The organism is Paenibacillus sp. CH40 (assembly GCF_024213605.1).
Classification (GTDB): Bacteria; Bacillota; Bacilli; order Paenibacillales; family Paenibacillaceae; genus Paenibacillus; species Paenibacillus polymyxa_B.
Map to the genome: position 1 here is coordinate 1 of NZ_JANAVQ010000004.1, position 13,949 is coordinate 13,949.

A 13,949-nucleotide genomic window follows, 5' to 3' on the forward strand; every position below is an offset into this window, starting at 1 on the left:
TCGTCCTGAGCCAGGATCAAACTCTCCATTAAAGACCAACCGAAGTTGGTTTATAGAAAGAGCGATAAGCTCATTTTGAAACTGACGAGATAAAATATCTCTTGTTTGATTTTGCGAACAAAATCAATTTACTCACTCGTTGTTCAGTTTTCAAAGATCAAATTTTCATTTGGCTTTTCTTGGGCCGGACAAATAATATATCATACTTTTTCGATCCACACTACTGGTAAATAATACCTGTAGGTGAGCCCTTGAATTTTTGAAGTCCATCTAACCATTGCATCACAGCCTATCTTACGGCCGGATAAATAATATATCATTTAGGTTTCCTGATTACTACATGTAAATTATACAAATAGTAAGTGACTTATCAAAATCAATTCTATTACTGTACTCCTCATATACTTTTGAATTTTTTTCTTCATTATATACCGTATATGTACCATGAATCTTTGAGGCTTCACAGCGCGGCGTTTCGACGGGGAGAAACATTCATAACCTTCAGTCAAAGCGTATTTACGAACGTGCTGAGCTAAAAGACGCTGGGACCAGACTTCGTAAGAATAGCCCAACTCTCCATCGGAAGCGTTAGACAAGGCTAGTTTATTTACATGGTAACCAAGTTCTGTAGTCTTTTCGTTGATATGTTTGATGCTTGCTTCAAAATCATCGAGCATCTTGTTCATAGTGCCCCCTATTGCTTTTCTTTTCACGAGAGAATAATCAATGTTAGCGGTAATATCCCCCCTTTGCATAACGTCGATTGGCGTACTCGATATCAGCTTTTGATCCGCTATTCCATTCCCCGCCATGAATAAAAATAATTAATCCAATAATGATTGATAAAAAATAACCGCTGCTCTTTCTGAGGACAGCGGTTATTTTTTATCGAATACTTTAGGTAGAAGCACATGAAACTTTTTAAGTCAGAAACTTTCATGGAAAATAAGAACAGCTTTTTGACCAAGTTCTTGAGATAATTTAATTTTTTTGAAATTACGAATCTTTGGCCGACTATGTTTAGTAATTGTATCAATCATAAGTACTTTTTTGGGATATATCTATAATCAAAAAGGAAATTATTATTTATATAAACATATCAAATTTTTATATAGTAGGTATTATTTATTTGGAATATGTTTATACTGAGCGAGAAGTGAGCTGAATGAATGGTCTTATGGTTTTTAAAAAAATATTCATAAAGATAGGAAGAAAAAAGATGTGCAATATAATCAATCATCTACCTTTACGACCTACCATAGAAAAGGATGAAAGTATATCAGGATATTTTTTTAGGCTGGTATATAAAAATTGTTTTAATTCTGCAAACACATTGATAAAGGAATTAGGTTTATCCTATACTCAGGCTGTAAACAGTGACTTTCCTCTTTGAGCAATTGAAAACCTATCAATTAGAACAAATACACAGAATTATCCTTATTACAAGCACACTTATGCTTGGAGACTCAGATTAATTACCAGTGATTGGTTTAATAAAGTATTACTGAAAAATAAAATTAAATACTGTCCGGTCTGTATTAGTTTAAAGCACTATCATCGTTTGCATTGGGGAATTCACCCTTTACATTTATGTTTAATACATAAAACTAGATTGCAAGATTGTTGCGCGACTTGCTTTTCACCTATTACTCATAGCACTTTTATAGGAAATGAATGTGAAGCTTGTAATTCCAAATTAGAGAATGCAAATTTTGAGATATGCCAAAATGCGTTGCTTCTTGAATCTTTGAATCTCAGAAAAGAATGTATGAAGCATTGCTAAACCAAAATTTAATTCTGCCGAATATTGATAGTTTCTCTGAATATCTTAAATTGGCGTATGGAAGTTTTCACTTGTTAATTGGTGCTAAGCATTTTATAGGAATGAAGGAAGGTGTTATTATAGCTTTTTATAATCAAAGTAATCATCGCAAAAATGGTTATGATGAGGCACTTGCTTATGCAAATGTTTATTGGATGTACAAAAACTTCCCATACAACTTTTATTTTGTTTTAAATGATTTTATTTCAAGAAACAAAGGCAGCAGAAATTTTTACCCTAGATTAAAAAAATTTGAGTTTTTTGTTCAATCCTCGGAATTTATTTGGTTAGAAAGAGCTTATCGGTCGTTTTTACTACAAAAATGTGAGGAAGGTACGAGCAAAAAAGATTTATCGATTTTCAATTGATGTTTCATGCTTATGTTTAAAGAAAAGTAATAATATATATGACGAGAAATCAAGAAATGAGTTTGATCTATATATTTCAGCTACTGCATCAAAGGAAGATGAATTACTGGTTACTTCCACGCATACAGTTTGAAAAAGTACAATATCTTTCAATTAATTCATAATTTAAAAAAAGCCACTTAAGAAAATAATTGCTCATAGTTTTTTAAAAATTGATAATAAAAGTTAATGCCTAAAGAAAACATTATTATAGTTTAAAGTAAATCTTAAACGATATCGAAACATTGACAAAGTTGCTTTAGCTCAATTAGATATTAGGCTAAATGCTTAATAAAAATTGATTTCTAATCCTCAACACTTTTATTCTGTTGCAAAAGCACTTCGAGCTCATACACTGTTATTTTTGAATTATAAAGATCATAAATTATTGAATTCATAATAGTTGTAAGAGAATGTACTCTATAATATTTTCTTTCTATACCGGTTTCTTCAGTAATTCTTTGATGCGATATTGAAACCCCTTCTTTATATAATTTACATATGGCTGTTATTGCATTCTCAAGTCTTATACGTTCTGTTTCAATTTTATTTATTTGGGTTACTTCTTCTTTCCTTTGGATATACCAATTTATTAATTCTGGCATTTGACTCTTGAATAAAGTTCATCCTCATGTAACCATGATCTTTTACCGACCCAGTTCACTGCTATCACCTCTAAAATGACATTTTATTATCAAGTTTTAATTGCATTCTTATAAGCCATTGTTGCCGAAAAAAGTTAGCGTTAATCAAGAAAATAAATAACTGAAAGTAAAAAATGCCTGAACCATCAAGGTCGCAGGCACTGACATCTAATTCAAGTTTAATGACAAAACATATTTCATATAATGACAAAACTAATTACAACGGACATTCTCCCTGTGTGTTCGCTATAGACATTATTCAATATAACGTACAAACGTATAATATATTGATACTTTACAACTTACGTTATATACTATTATAAAATTTATACACTGGGGGTATGGTTAAAATGTCCATAGCTTCGGAGTTGAGCGGAACGAAGCCCGATTCACTCAGCTTTTTACATGGGGTTAAAGATTGTATTCCTACATTGCTCGGTTATGTATGTATTGGGTTCGCGGCAGGCATTGTGGGTGCCTCATCAGGGGTTAGCACCATGGAAATTGCCTTCATGTCAGCGCTTGTGTACGCCGGAGCCTCTCAGTTTATTATGTGCTCGATGCTGGCTGCAGCCAGTCCTCCATCCGTCATTATTTTAACGACATTCATTGTGAATGCTCGTCATCTGCTGTTAAGTGCGTCGCTGGCTCCTTACTTTTCTAAATATTCATTGTGGAAAAACATAGGCATCGGCGCTCTTTTGACGGACGAATCCTTTGGAGTAGCGTCGGATAAATTGGCTAAAGGCGGGCAGGTCAGTGACCGCTGGATGAACGGGCTTAATATTACAGCTTATCTCGCTTGGATTGCATCCTGTGTGGCGGGAGGGGTTCTCGGGAACTGGATTTCCCGGCCGGAGACTTTTGGTCTGGACTTTGCCTTGCCTGCGATGTTCCTTGCCCTGCTTATTTCCCAGCTCCAAAGTGTCCAGACCTCCAAACTCAAGCATCGTCTGCTGCTTGTGCTATGTATGGCTGTTCTGATGTACCTTTTGTCCTGGTGGGTGCCATCATATATCGCCGTCATTGTAGCAACCATGGTCACCGCAACGATTGGAGTGTTAACCGACAAATGAGCATTAATCCCAATGTCCTGTATATCATTATCGGTGCCATGATTGTCACAGCCATCCCAAGGATCATTCCCTTTGTCGTGCTGCAAAGGCTGGCGCTCCCCAAACCAGTGCTACAATGGCTTTCCTATATTCCCATCTGCATATTCACGGCCCTCGTGATGGAGAATTTGCTCGTCCGAACCGAATCCTCAGTCACTCTTAATGGGCAAGTGCTTATGGCTGTCTTTCCTACGCTAGTGACCGCCTTGTGGAGCAAAAACCTGCTGGCTACCGTCGTTGTCGGTATTGTGAGTATGGCTGTAGTTCGACTATTGTGGTGAAGATAAAAATGCCCTCCTACAATAGGAGGGCATCTGCCATTTCTTATGATCCACCTGTCGTCCTTACTAACGAGGGCGACAGATCTTCTTCCTCAAAGTCAGATTCTCGTTGAGAAAGATACGAGGAGGCTTGAAGCCTGAACATTTCTGCATACACTCCGTCTATATCCATTAAGCGTTCATGGCTACCTGCTTCTACAATTCTGCCTTCCTCCATTAAAATAATGGTATCCGCCATACGTGCGGAGGACAATCTGTGGGATATAAACACTCCAATTTTCTCATGAATAAGCTGATCAAACTTTTGAAAAACCTCTTTCTCCGCATGTGGATCCAAAAAAGAGCTCGGTTCATCCAAAACATATATATCGGCATTTCTCATAAAAGCCCTGGCTATTGCAATACGCTGCCACTGTCCTCCAGATAGCTGCTGTCCATCTTCAAACCATTTTCCAAGCAAGGTATTCATTTTATCAGGCAGGCCGACTATCAAATCTGTAATTCCCGCCTTATCTATAGCTGTCCAAATAGCCTCATCATTTTCTCTGGAAGCCACATGACCAAAGCCTATATTATCTCTAACAGCCATCTCATAATGTACAAAATCCTGAAAAACAACGCCTATCTTTTCTCTAAAAATGTCCTTATCCAATTCATGTATAGAGTGTCCATTAATTAAGATTTCTCCTTCAAAATCGGAATACAAATGAGTTAGTAACTTCACGATCGTTGATTTACCCGATCCATTTCTCCCTACAATCGCCAGCTTCTCTCCTTGATGAAGCTTGAAGCTAACATTAGAAATGGCATTCTCCTCCGTGTTCGGGTATCTAAACGATACATTCCGGAATTCAATACTATGAATAGCGGACAAAGGCAATTGCTGAACCGTTTTTTGTATTTTTGCCTCTTCCGGCATATCTAAAAAATCAAATAGCTGCTTGATATACAAATTATTTTGACACAAGCTTAAAAGCCCTTGTACAATGCTCTGCGATGTTGACTGAGTTAACGTGATACCCTGAATTAAGCTCACCAAGTTCCCCACTAAAATTTGACCAACATAAGTGGCTTGTATGGCTATGAAAATAATAAATGCACACGCACCCTGATTTACAATCTGAAATACAAGAGAAGTATAGGATCTACGAACCGCTAGCACTTTATCCTCGCGATAAAACCCTTCGAGTATCGTTTTGTATCTTTTTCGTAGATAGTCTCCCAGTTGGAATATTTTCACTTCTTTAAAACTATTATCTCTTGTCACTAAAAATGACAAATACCAGGATTCACGTTGTCTTCCTGCTCTTTGAAAGTGAACATTAAATTCTCTTTGCCCGATACGTAAAAAAGAATAGAATGACAAGCATGGAATGAGAAAAATGAATAAGAATGCCCACCATCTCCATGCGATAAGAATCGCACCCGTCGAAAATAAGGTTACAACACTGCTAATAATAGCAAGGATTTGAGTAAATATTTCAAACGGCCTAAAATCTGCCTCTCCCTGAGCACGTTGAAGCATATTTTGCACATCTGCATCCTCAAACGACTGCAAAGACATCTTTTGTGCTTTTTCAATAATTCTGATATTTACCTGGTTTGATAGCCGGCTTTGAAACATTTTACGAAAAAAGCTTTCGCCAATATTGATCAGATCGTACAGCAAATTGACACCGATTAAGACGCCAAAAGCTATAAATACAGGTTGAAAGCTTCCCCCTGACGCTCCCGCCACGACACTGTTAATTAATTCTCTCGTGGTTAAAAGAATCACAGCAGGAATTGCACCCTTCAACAAATTCGTAATGAGTATAGCAATCAAAAAGGAAGGATGTGTGTCCCAAAGCAGTCTGAATATACGAGGCCAAAATAGAAAGGTACGAAATATATTTTTATAGGACAAAGAGATCAGGTCATTGGTTTGTCCATTAGACTGTGACATAGCTTACCCCTTTCCTATGCAACAGGTTAGCTACTGTATGCTTAGCTAAAGCCATACATTTTATTTCTCGCTCCCTATTTACACCAAGCAGACGATTCAAATGCATATGAATGATACTGCCCAAAATATCATCAGGATGATTGGTAAGCTCGTGATTATTTTTAGCCAGGATTATCGCTTGAGCATACTGCTGAATCATAGTCTGTCTTTTTTCTACAAGTGCTAAGAAAGCAACCTGTGTGGCCGTATCTGCTTGTCCAATCCATTCATAATTCGCTTCTACAGTGGTAATCAATGTTTTTTTGACATCCCTAAACGCCTTCATATGAGGCTTGCAATCAATTCTCTCTTCTAGCCAGCTCACTTGCTCCTGAATTGTTAAGCCAAAACCACTCAGATAATGAATAATGTTAATCACAGCCGCTATCTCTATGTCCAGATTGAAAGCATTAGAGCGAATTCCCTTCATATAGGCGATGACCCATTGACTATCCGCGTCAAAAACCTGTTCTGCCAGCTCCATAAGTGTCTGTCCTCCATACCTCTCCAATTCAGGATGGTATGTATCTATGGCCATATTCGTAATTATCCCCTCTTCACGCAACTCGGCTGCCCACTGATTTAATTGAGGCAAGCCAACAAGCCATAGCTTTTCTGGTTCTCCCTGAAACCGTAGACGGATATGATGTTCAGGATCAACGTATCGTAAAAAGTAAAATTTTCGACTCCAATCCTTAAACCCCGGCTGTTTTAAGAGATGCCCTAGGCTTAAGCCTACCAGGTCAGTCTCTCTTTCCTTGACTCCGTACAATTTAAGGTATAGCCACTCCCCTCCTGGAAATATGCCTCTATGAATGCTGGAAGAAGTATGAGCAATGAAGTTTGGAGAATCAATATGATTTTGTGAACTAGGGATACTCGGTTTCACCTTTAATTTTTTCTTCTTTAGTGGAAACACAAATTCCCCCATATATCTTCCTGCTGTCCCCTGTAATGGGGTATGGAAGGGATTATCCAAACACTCGGTAAGAAGAAGCTCCTGTCCTTCGCGTATCTTGCTCACCTCATGTAGCAATTCTTTGATATGGAAGAGGTTGCATAGGTCTAATAAAAGGCGATTATCCCCCATCGTTAGGTAAACATAGCGCGGTACATTCCATTGTTGTCTCCACACCTGGAAAAGTTCTTCGCCTTCTTTGGACTCGCATGATTCTGAAATATTCAATGAAGCTTTGCTCAGTTTCCACTGCGCAGCACTAATAATGATCTTTTTATATACTAGTCTTGGCAAAAAAGGGGACTGCTCTAATGGCCCCCAGTCAAAATAAGACCACGTACCAATCTCTTTATTAGTAATATCCGTTAGAAATCTGAATATATGTGGTGAAAGCTTGTAATTCAGCATGTGTGTTTGCAAGGGGATTATTTCCTTACCCAAACGTCTGGACTTGACATAAAAACGATCATGAGTAGCACCCACCACTAAATCATCAATACAGAGCGTATGGTCCTCATCTTTAGAAGACGTGGTTCCCGATACAATCTCATATTCCATTAAATTTTTGCTTAATGAGATGTTGGATATTTTCCCCTGTTCCGGCATAAAAACCATCTCTGACAATAAGGCATCGGGATGAAAGCATCGGTGATGATCATATATTTCAGATAATTTTTGTACAAACTCCTCACTAAACATATCCAGAAAACGTCCAAAGGTTTTACCCGCTCTATTCGAGCCAGCACTGGCTCCAAGTAAAAGCGAATAATCTCCAGAATCAACTTTTTCAGGAGAATCAGCAAATATACTATAATAGATCTCCATTGACTCTGGGGAAGTGTCGTAGTTATCAGAAATCATCAGTTGCTCTAACTGTTCATCTGTAAGGGCGAGTTCTATTTCATGATTAGAAATGGCATTCGAAACCCATTGAAAGAGAACAGCGTTGCGTTTAAATGCCTCCATGCCCATTGATTTTTTTTCATTGGAACGATACATTTCCGGTATACCCAGACCCCAATCCTCATCAAACAGTTCATGAATAGGAACCTCCTGATACACACCGTACTTTTCCAAGAAACGATTCAAATATTCAGCCAATTCATCCGTTTTGGGGGTTGCATACAATTTGCACATGACTTCAGCCCCTAATGAAACCTCATCAAGCACATGTTTCGGCAGCGTTACTTCTTTATCCAATTTAACATCAACTTGTACAGGTGTTTTCACAGAAATGATATCCAGCATTTTGTCACATAATTTCCGGTAGACCTTCTCTCCTTCTCCAATTGTGCATTGATTATATTGAAGTAATAAAGCATCAATTTCGTGTAAAATGTGAATCCAAGGATCGGAAATGTCCAGTTTTTTAATTTTTTCGAATATGTAATGAAAGGGTGAATGATCCATTAATGGAGGTCTAAGCTCGCTCAAAATAAACTCTTGTTCTACTAGTTGCTGCAAATAATCAGCTATGATTTCCAAAGTAGCGTCAGGGAATGCCTTTAATAGTATTTCTTTGAGTTCCATCACTCGAATTGGATGTTCAGCAGCTTCAAACGTCATTCGAACAACGTCAGTAAACCGAATGGAATTAAAATTTTCTGCCGAATCATCAGCTTCTGCTGCTCCATGCTTAGGTCGGAATGGTAATTTGGCTCGATTTCCTTTGATCATAACCGTTTTGTTTAGGAAGACCTTTAGTTGATTAAATATGGCCGGATCAGCTTCTATTTTTTGAATCAGTTTATATATCCATTCCATGTCAGGTCTGGCTCTCTTCAGATGCTTAGGATAGCTACCAATATCCAGATCGGTAGTCTTCCCGCAAATTCCCTGCCCCACTCCTGAAAACAACCCAAATGGAGTCGTTCGGGTAGTCATCCGAATAAAATACCGATAAAAGCTGTTCAGCGTCTTCTCATACTTTTGTAGCTCTCCTTTATCATCCAAAGCATGGCCATCTTTCAAGTAATGTAGAAACTGCATTAGGGACGGAGAGGCTAATGATATGGCTTCTTGAACAACAGCTTCTTGGGATGCCAACTTTAATCGACGAGTTATTTCCTCCAAAGTAAGCTGGCTGTCCACATTTTGATCCGAAAACACCTGAAAATATCGGTCTAGTGGTAGTAATGGAGCTCTGATTAGAAAAAAATCACATGCACTAAACCATCTTTCATCCCGATCTCTCACTTCATTATGTAGTTTATGAGCATTAGTGTAATGCAGTTGTCTCTTCACAACTGACCACCTCCAAGTTTTTAGGAAATATATTCAACTTGTAACCGATTCCATGACATGTTACCAGAATTTTGGGATGACTTGGATCATCTTCTATTTTCTCTCTCAATTTTCGGATGTGCACATACACCGTATTAGACGTAGTAAAAGCATCCACTCCCCAGACTCTGTCTATAATGTGATCAATCGTAGAAGCACACTCTTTTGTAGTAAGAAGATACATTAATAATCGGAATTCCATCATAGTCAGCATATGCTCATGCCCTTGCTTCCAAATAACCTTTCCAGCAGGATCAAAAATGACATTGGGTGATAAACTAATAGCCTGCTGTTCTCTTTTCATTCCATATTCAGATGAAGCCATTGAAAACAATTGTTTGAGGAGATCCAGTTGCCGTTGATCATCACTATGATAGGAAAGAAAGATAAATGGAACTGTAAATTTTTCTTTAATGCTGTGCCAGTAAGACAAGTCCTCTAGCGTTACTTGATCCTGATTCAAAGCTACACCGATACACTGCTCATCAATCTCCGGTAGAGCCTGATAAAGCGAATCATAAAACATGATTCGAATGTTTTCTGGAGTGCTTAAAGTCTCAAAAAAATGCTTAATCTTCCTAAAAGATGATATAACCATAAATTTTTGTTTCATCTAATCCCCCCAAAACCAATGCTTCAGATAAAGCAATAAGGTAGCACCCTTAAGAAATTAGAAACAATTCACTCCATCTCCCTGAATATTTAAGATGTTCTTTCCCAATTCCATAGTCCAGCAAACTTAACGCAATCCCTGTTGCTCCTTGCAGTATTCCTACATTATGAACATGAGTTGTCCCCTCCAAATCCTGGTATCCAAATGGGAGCTCTTCATCGTATAAATTTACTAACTTTAAAACTATCTGATCGGCAAAGCGTAACGCTGCTAGATTATCGGTTAAGTTATAGAATCTATGAGCTATATGAAGCAAACCAGCCAACCCGTGACAGAAAGTAGGGGATAGCGCATTTAGTAGCTCATCATCTAAACAAAATATGGATTCCATAGCTTTTTCCGCTATCTTTTTCCATTCTTCATTACTGCACTCAATTCCTGCTCTGAGTAATGTCCAAGCTATTCCAAAGGTTCCATGACACCAGCCTTCGATTTCTCTCATCCCTACTTTTTTCACTCTCTTGTTCATTGAAGGCACTTGAGAGTTTACAGGCCAATACCAGCCATATTGATCCTCCTGAATTTGAATAAGCAAAAAATCGGCTATATGTTTTATAGCCTCTTGTAATCCTTCAACTTTGATCTTTTTTTGTAGGGCAGTGACAAGCAGTGCAAGTATTCCGGTGATACCATGCGCCAAACCTAGATGGATTGAAGCCGAATCTTCCCTTGACGACAAATGTATATATTCAGGTATAAAGTGCGTAATGGTATCTAATAATTGACGGGACAGATCACACATCGTGTTGTCTTCAGTAACCTCCAGTGTGTATCTACCCACTCCAAGCAGTCCATTGATGATATCCATTTGCGTACTGAACTCTGTAGTTGTACCAATTACAGGTAAATCTCCCCACTTTACTTCAATATACTTATTAAGCTGAGAGATTAGTTTGTTATAATTAGCTCTGTTATTGGAAGCTAACAATATGCCATAAGCTACTCCGGTTGTTCCATAATAAAGAGAAATACGAGGCAATAATAATAGAGAGTTAGCATCTAAGTACCGTAACTGACTATGCACATGCTCTGCCCAATTTTGATCAGGCTCCAGATAACCCCATTCAGACAACAGCACTAACACACCCGGAATTCCATCGGCAAGCGAGCTAGGATTCCAAGGGGACTTTCCACGTGAAGGTGAAAGGTTGTTTGTATGATTAACTATCTTTTCTGTATATGATAGGTCTATTAGCTTTTGTGCTATATACTTACTGATTTCAACTGATCTCCCCTTCAAATCTTCAGCCATAAATCCTTCCCTCATTTTCATAACTGGAAAAGACACGGTTATAGAAACCGTGCCTTTTTTCCATGTATTTTCGTTATTAACACGTTTTGCAGAAGGTAAGACTAACTTGACAATTCAAAGTACCTGTTGCACATGAAGGAGTACAGATAAGACCACTGGCTGGTTGAACCCCTTTTGGAGCAACCTCATTTTTGGCTACTTGCAAGTCCAGATCAAATTGATTTTTCATCTTGTTACCTCCTTTTATTTTTTACAATTTTATTATAAGTTATATAATCTTAACTAGACTTTATATATTTCTTACATTTGTCTTAATTTCAACGAATACATTTAAGATAAACCTTTATTACTTTTTAGTATTTTTAAGGACAGCACACTAGATTTTAGTGACAATATAATGAGGGAAAATATAATGGAGGCTTTCATATGAAAATTGATAGTTTTGTTATACAACAATCCGACCAAGTTCGTGCAAGAGATATTAGTAAAAAAATTGCTTTACGTCTGTGCGAGCCCGAATCCGTCTATGCAGCAGTCCATTCGGAACACAATGTTTCGCCAGAAACAAAGTACCACCCATGGGGAGAAACCTCACTTTCGCATGGTTATCCTGGTAACATTCATTTACTATCGAAATGGCGTGCTACAGACCTTTCGTATGATTGGAATAGAGCCATACATTTAAATATGGCTCAGATCCAATCCTCACTTGCTATAAATGGTCTTGACGACCTCTCTCTTTACAGTGGCTGGGCAGGCATCGCTGCGTCCGTAAGAGAGGCTTCTAATTATGGAGAATACTACAGCAATTTTTTACAGCAAATACATCAATGGATGATGCCTCTAACAGAGCAATGGCTTCAGTCGAACACAGAACAATTAAGCCTTCACGAAGGTATGCCCATGCAATCCTTTGACACCATTTCGGGAGCTTCCGGGATTGGAAGATATATTTTGATGAACTCAACCGATCCTATTTGTACTCCTCTTGTTGAGCCAATTCTTCAATTTCTTACTGATCTTACACATCCCATACATATTCACAATCATTATGTCCCAGGGTGGTACTCCCCACAAAAGTTTCAATTTTTAGATCGGGATAAACGTAACTATCCTCTGGGCAATTTCAATTGTGGAATGGCACATGGCATTCCTGGACCGTTGGCTTTATTATCTGTAGCTTATAGTTCTGGAATTGAAGTAAAAGGCCAATATCAAGCGATTGAAACCATTACGGAGTGGTTGCTTAAGTATAAATATGAGGATGAATATGGTAGCTACTGGCCTCATATTGTTCCATTTGAAGCTGAAACAGGCTCTCTACGGTTTGATTTGGAACGAGCAAGAGAAGCATGGTGCTACGGTACACCCGGCATCACCTGTTCCCTATTTCTTGCCGGAAAGGCTCTCCATAATGTGGAACTGCAAAAATTAGCTGTGAAAGCTTGTGTCGGTGCAATCTCCTATGAGATAGCTAAGCGGGAAATGGACTCTTCTGCACTCTGTCACGGTCTTGCCGGATTACTTACCATCTCTTGGCGAATGTGGCGTCACAGTAAAGAGCCTGCATTTCTCCCGCTTATTCAACAGTTAACGAATTGTCTGCTTGATCGCTTTCAAATGGATAGCCCACTTGGATATCTGGACCCCGAGCCAAGGTCAGATGGCTCTTTGACTTGGCTGACAAAAGCAGGCATGCTTGAAGGCGTTGCTGGGATTGCAGCTGCTTTATTAAGTGTTTCTGAGAACAAAGAGATCGGTTGGGATTACATCCTCATGCTATCCTAACTACAACCAGTCCCTATTCACAAACATCTTTCTCCCACCATACAGATAGGCTAAAAACGTAAAAATGACAATCAATCCGAGACTGTAAGGCTCAACTCTGGGTGCATAACTCGCTGTTTGCGGCATCATAATATAATAAGGGATCGTAAAAGGAAACCACGCACCTATGGAAGAATGAAAGCCTGTTATGACAATATTAGGAACCACACAACAAATAGACATTCCCAAAGAAGCTCCAAAATTCCGAATTTTTATCGAGAGGATAAGCTGTAATGCTGCCAGGGGAAAAATCCCGAGCCACCCTCCCAAGCCGGTAGAAAGAACGACAGACCAAGGGATTTCTCCTGGAGCACCTGCTATATTTCCACTTACAAAATAGCCTACTATAAATATAAGCTGATCAAGACCCAGTATGAGAATGAGCAATATATATTTTGCATAATAAATTTGCTGACGAGGATACGGGCTGCTTAATAAAATCTTCCATCCCCCATCCCGATGCTCATACGCACACAAAAGAGAAGCGATAATTCCACAATAGAGCGGATAAAAAAACATAGAGTGAAATTGCGCTGAATACGTATATAAAGTTAACCAGCTGGGCGAAAAAAACTGCTTCAAATCGTTCAGCTCCAGGACTCCCATTAAAGAATTTATGACCGCATCTAATATAATGAGAATCCATACCATGATCCATTGAAGCTTTATCGTCTCTACGCGTAAAATAGAGCCCATGTATCTT

At 38.5% G+C, this 13,949-nt stretch carries 12 protein-coding genes; 4 read left to right on the top strand and 8 right to left on the bottom strand.

The genetic code is table 11. The features are described from left to right. Positions 1-347: 347 nt before the first annotated feature. Entirely contained in the window at positions 348-686 is a 339-nt protein-coding gene (locus tag NLX73_RS13195; RefSeq protein ID WP_254326395.1) for a hypothetical protein, read from the bottom strand. A gap of 1,078 nt (positions 687-1,764) precedes the next feature. Between NLX73_RS13195 and NLX73_RS13200 the strand changes: the two genes are divergently transcribed. Then, entirely contained in the window at positions 1,765-2,190 is a 426-nt protein-coding gene (locus NLX73_RS13200; protein WP_254326396.1) for a hypothetical protein, read from the top strand. A gap of 344 nt (positions 2,191-2,534) precedes the next feature. Here NLX73_RS13200 and NLX73_RS13205 read toward each other — a convergent pair whose 3' ends face one another. Next, on the bottom strand, positions 2,535-2,834 hold the full coding sequence (locus NLX73_RS13205; protein ID WP_254326397.1) for a hypothetical protein: 300 nt from the start codon (positions 2,832-2,834) through the stop codon (positions 2,535-2,537). Between the two features lie 389 nt (positions 2,835-3,223). Between NLX73_RS13205 and NLX73_RS13210 the strand changes: the two genes are divergently transcribed. Both NLX73_RS13210 and NLX73_RS13215 read left to right on the top strand, forming a co-directional pair. Then, positions 3,224-3,949: an AzlC family ABC transporter permease gene (locus NLX73_RS13210; protein ID WP_254326398.1), complete on the top strand. Its 726-nt coding sequence runs from the start codon at positions 3,224-3,226 to the stop codon at positions 3,947-3,949. Further along, positions 3,946-4,269: an AzlD domain-containing protein gene (locus NLX73_RS13215; RefSeq protein ID WP_039269810.1), complete on the top strand. Its 324-nt coding sequence runs from the start codon at positions 3,946-3,948 to the stop codon at positions 4,267-4,269. The genes NLX73_RS13210 and NLX73_RS13215 overlap by 4 nt, the downstream gene beginning before the upstream one ends. A gap of 43 nt (positions 4,270-4,312) precedes the next feature. On the opposite strand, the gene NLX73_RS13220 is transcribed toward NLX73_RS13215, so the two are convergent. From NLX73_RS13220 to NLX73_RS13240, 5 genes are all read right to left on the bottom strand, one after another. Then, entirely contained in the window at positions 4,313-6,046 is a 1,734-nt protein-coding gene (locus tag NLX73_RS13220; protein WP_254326399.1) for an ABC transporter ATP-binding protein, read from the bottom strand. A 154-nt stretch (positions 6,047-6,200) separates the two neighbouring features. After that, positions 6,201-9,302, bottom strand: a complete 3,102-nt coding sequence (locus NLX73_RS13225; protein ID WP_254326400.1) for a lantibiotic dehydratase — start codon at positions 9,300-9,302, stop codon at positions 6,201-6,203. A gap of 127 nt (positions 9,303-9,429) precedes the next feature. Beyond that, positions 9,430-10,107 (bottom strand): winged helix-turn-helix domain-containing protein, encoded by a 678-nt coding sequence (locus NLX73_RS13230; protein ID WP_254326401.1) that lies wholly within the window; start codon positions 10,105-10,107, stop codon positions 9,430-9,432. Positions 10,108-10,156: 49 nt separating this feature from the next. After that, positions 10,157-11,419, bottom strand: a complete 1,263-nt coding sequence (locus NLX73_RS13235) for a lanthionine synthetase C family protein (protein ID WP_254326402.1) — start codon at positions 11,417-11,419, stop codon at positions 10,157-10,159. Between the two features lie 76 nt (positions 11,420-11,495). Then, complete coding sequence (locus tag NLX73_RS13240; protein ID WP_103048208.1) at positions 11,496-11,648, bottom strand: FDLD family class I lanthipeptide; 153 nt, start codon at positions 11,646-11,648, stop codon at positions 11,496-11,498. A gap of 197 nt (positions 11,649-11,845) precedes the next feature. On the opposite strand from NLX73_RS13240, the gene NLX73_RS13245 reads away from it, so the two are divergent. Further along, positions 11,846-13,207: a lanthionine synthetase C family protein gene (locus NLX73_RS13245; RefSeq protein ID WP_254326403.1), complete on the top strand. Its 1,362-nt coding sequence runs from the start codon at positions 11,846-11,848 to the stop codon at positions 13,205-13,207. On the opposite strand, the gene NLX73_RS13250 is transcribed toward NLX73_RS13245, so the two are convergent. Beyond that, positions 13,208-13,942 carry an ABC transporter permease gene (locus NLX73_RS13250; RefSeq protein ID WP_254326404.1) on the bottom strand — a complete coding sequence of 245 codons (735 nt, stop codon included), beginning with the start codon at positions 13,940-13,942 and terminating at the stop codon, positions 13,208-13,210. Between the last annotated feature and the right edge of the window lie 7 nt (positions 13,943-13,949).